Source organism: Lentibacillus sp. (genome assembly GCF_035301925.1).
Classification (GTDB): domain Bacteria; phylum Bacillota; class Bacilli; order Bacillales; family Amphibacillaceae; genus Lentibacillus.
In genome coordinates, this window is record NZ_DATGTI010000035.1 from 1 (window position 1) to 3514 (window position 3514).

Consider the following 3514-nt stretch of genomic DNA (forward strand, 5'->3'; position numbering starts at 1 on the left):
ATCAACTATACCAAAAGTTGAGGTGTTTTTTCATGTTTTAACCTAAAGTCAAGCACTATATGTCAGATCCAACAAGCGCTGTTAGGTGTTGAATCTACTGTGATTTTCTTGGTGCGAAAGTTGAGTAATTAATATTTTCCATAACTTCATTTATCGAAATGTTACCATAAAACAATATTGTTACCACTCTTTTACTTCCGCCGTTTCATACCATTAGATGCGTCTTCTGAAAAGAAAGAAAAGATCGTATGTCAGATCAATTTCTGTCTCAGTTGCCATTTTGATCCGGCAAAGTCATTGAGCATATTTTAGAAACTTTTAAAATTCATTCCGCACCTTTAATCAAACGTTTGATTAATTGTTTTAAAGCTTGATGAACTATTGAGCAAGCCTACATCGACAAATCATTCCCTGTTACAAATATTATCTTTCCCGGAACCAATCTCAAGCATATACTCATAATCCTGCATATTCCGATTGGCCATAACCATCCTGCGAACAAAGCTCCCGTAAGGCTTTATAAACTGTGAAAATAACGTCTCGATTTGGATTCTGCCGCTCTTACTTCCCCACAGAGCAAAAAATAATCACCCACAAAAGGGGTGATTAAATCTTCCTATGCCAATTGCTGATGCAAAAATTCACTGACCGATTCGGGTGTTTTTGTATCAGCACTATGCTGATGGGCGAGCTTTTCCCCATCTTTAAAAATCAAAATGCTTGGAATGCCCATCACTTCATATTTATCGGCGATGCCTTTCACTTCATCACTGTTGATTTCATACCAGTCATAATTATTAAATTCATCCATGACATCGCCAATGAACATATCCATACGTTTGCAATCCGGGCACCAGTCCGCGAAAAATTTCACAATAACCGGCTCATCTGACTGAATGATGTCATTGAATTGTTCCTCTGTCTCAATATGTTTCATGTTCGAACCCCCTTATCGTTTCTATCTACATTTTACCTATTTTAATCCGACATGTCTTTTAGTTTGTTCACGACTCATATTCAACTTTTCCAAGCACATAAGCTGCAGCCAATCCCAACGCAAATGTGGCAATACTCAACAGCCCCAGTGAAATCTCTACCGGCCACCCCGGAAACACGACGAAAACTGATCCGATGACCATGCCGATAATCACCGCAAATGTTCCAGTATAATATCTGTTTAAAAAGAAATTAACAATCTTGCTCATGAAAACAATGCCAAGAACAATCCCTGCACCAGTAACAGCAATAATATCAAGCTGTAAATTACTGACTGCGCCAATGATAGTTGTATACATCCCCATAATCAACAGCATGAGCGATCCGCTGATACCAGGTAGAACGAGTGCACTGCTGGCAATAAATCCGGAAAAAAACAGCTTAATATAAGTGGAAGTCGTCATATTTTCAATAACAGGTCCCTCACTGGCCTGTAGAAACGCCAAAGAACCAACAAGCGCAGCACCTATTAATAGTATCAAAATATGTTTAGCCTGAAATTTGTTTTTCGCATCAGCTTTATGGAACAAATAGGGCAGCACACCCAAAATCAGCCCCAAAAAGAAAAATTTCGTCGGTCCGGGATAATTCTCAAACAGCCAATCAATCACATTACTCAGTAAAAATATAGCCGTTACGATCCCAATACCCAGCGGAATCAAAAAGCCCAGCTGTTTTTTCCAATCCTTGCTCATAAATCCGTTAATGGCTGCAATCAGCCGCTCATAGATTCCGAGCAGAACAGCAATCGTTCCCCCGCTCACACCCGGGATGACATCACTCGCACCCATCACCAGACCGCGATAAATATTTTTCCATTCCATTATTAAAAATCTCCCTTGTCCAGTACTCTTATAAAAATCATAAGTTAATCATATCAAAATATGCTTGCAAATCACATGAAAATTTTATATACTTTCGTGACAGCTATTTTGTATTACAAGATAGCTTTTTTAAAGGTCTAGTATCTTGTATGACAAGGCAGGTTAAAAGCATGTCACTTAGAAGTCAATTATTAAAAGGTATTCTGGAAGGGTGTATTTTATCCATTATCCAACAGCAGCCGACATACGGCTATGAACTTTCTGTAAAACTGCAGGAATTCGGGCTGAATGATGTCAGTGAAGGGTCCATCTATCCGATTTTATTACGCCTGCAAAAAGAAAAATTAATCCAGGGTGAAATGAAAAAGTCGGAATCTGGACCGAAGCGGAAATATTATTATTTAACCGACGAAGGGTACGAATCATTAAAACAATTTATCCATCACTGGACAACGATTAAACAGCCGGTGGACAATATTATCGAAAAAGGAGGCCAAATAAGATGAACACAAAGGATCTCATTGAAATACCCGCACGAATTTGCAGAGCGGGTATTTCATACGAATCATTCCTCAATAAACTCCAATTCCGGAACCCACTGTGACATGTGGTCCTTCATCTCCTGATAATGTTCCGGGGCATTTGCCAGTTCATCATTTGTCAGTTGATACATTGGTGCTACTTCATAATTCGCCTGATTTTTGAACTTCACAAAGGTCGGCATAAACTTTGGCGCTTTTACTTCGATATTTTCCTCGTCACCGTCAATCGTTTTCTGAATGGTAAATCTAAAAATGCCGCCGATCCGGCGATAAAACTCATCCTGCCCGGAAAGAAAATTGCCGAGTGAATAAGCAACAAGCGTCTGATGACCATCCTCACCCTCAACCCAATCAACCGGCTGCAGCACATGCGGGTGATGGCCTAAAACAACATCAACGCCTTCATTGGCCAGAAACTGGACAAGATCCTTTTGTTCCTCGCTTGGCATGCGCTCATACTCATTACCATAATGCAGACTCAAGACGACAGCATCAGCCTGTTGTTTGGCCTCGCTTATCCGATCTGCCATTACCTCCCGATTAATCAAATTCACCAAATGATCTTTTCCTTCCGGGACCGGAATACCATTTGTGCCATAGGTATACGCCAAAAATGCCACTGAAATGCCTTCATCCGTTTGGTAGACACGTATGTTTTCACGGTCAGCCTCGTCTTTATAAGCACCTGTATACATCATATCGATATTTTCCCAATGGCTAATCGCATTCATAATTGCCTCCTCACCGCGATCCAGTGTGTGGTTATTGGCAAGCGAAACGACATTGACACCGGCATCCTTCAAAGCATCCCCGACAGCATACGGACTGTTAAATGCCGGATAGCTTGACAAGCCCAGCTCTTCGCCTCCGAGCATCGTTTCCTGGTTGGCAAAAGTAATCGTCGTATCATTTAAAAAGGGCTTAACCCGCTTAAGCATTGGTCTGAAATCATACGTGCCACCGGCTGTCCGTGCATCTTCATAAACGGTTTCATGGATCAGCATATCCCCGATGGCAGAGAGGGTTATCTCTTGTTCTGTGAGAGCAGATATTTGAGGTTTTTCTTTTACTTCCAGTTCTGTCGATCCCTGGTGATCTGCCGCATCTTTCGGATCAAGTGACTGTTCCGTACAGCCAGCCATGAAAACAGCA

At 41.2% G+C, this 3514-nt stretch carries 4 protein-coding genes; 1 reads left to right on the forward strand and 3 read right to left on the reverse strand.

The genetic code is table 11. The features are described 5' to 3' along the window. Positions 1-616: 616 nt before the first annotated feature. The gene (locus VK080_RS03020; protein WP_324223319.1) at positions 617-937 is read right to left on the reverse strand and encodes a thioredoxin family protein; all 321 of its coding nucleotides are present in this window, start codon (positions 935-937) and stop codon (positions 617-619) included. Positions 938-1004: 67 nt separating this feature from the next. Beyond that, complete coding sequence (locus tag VK080_RS03025) at positions 1005-1820, reverse strand: DUF368 domain-containing protein (protein WP_324223320.1); 816 nt, start codon at positions 1818-1820, stop codon at positions 1005-1007. A gap of 170 nt (positions 1821-1990) precedes the next feature. Between VK080_RS03025 and VK080_RS03030 the strand changes: the two genes are divergently transcribed. Continuing rightward, a complete protein-coding gene (locus VK080_RS03030; protein WP_324223321.1) occupies positions 1991-2326 on the forward strand; it encodes a PadR family transcriptional regulator in 336 nt (111 codons plus the stop codon). Positions 2327-2385: 59 nt separating this feature from the next. On the opposite strand, the gene VK080_RS03035 is transcribed toward VK080_RS03030, so the two are convergent. Then, positions 2386-3514, reverse strand: a 1129-nt coding sequence (locus VK080_RS03035) for a CapA family protein (protein ID WP_414672208.1), incomplete at its 5' end; no start/stop codon positions are given.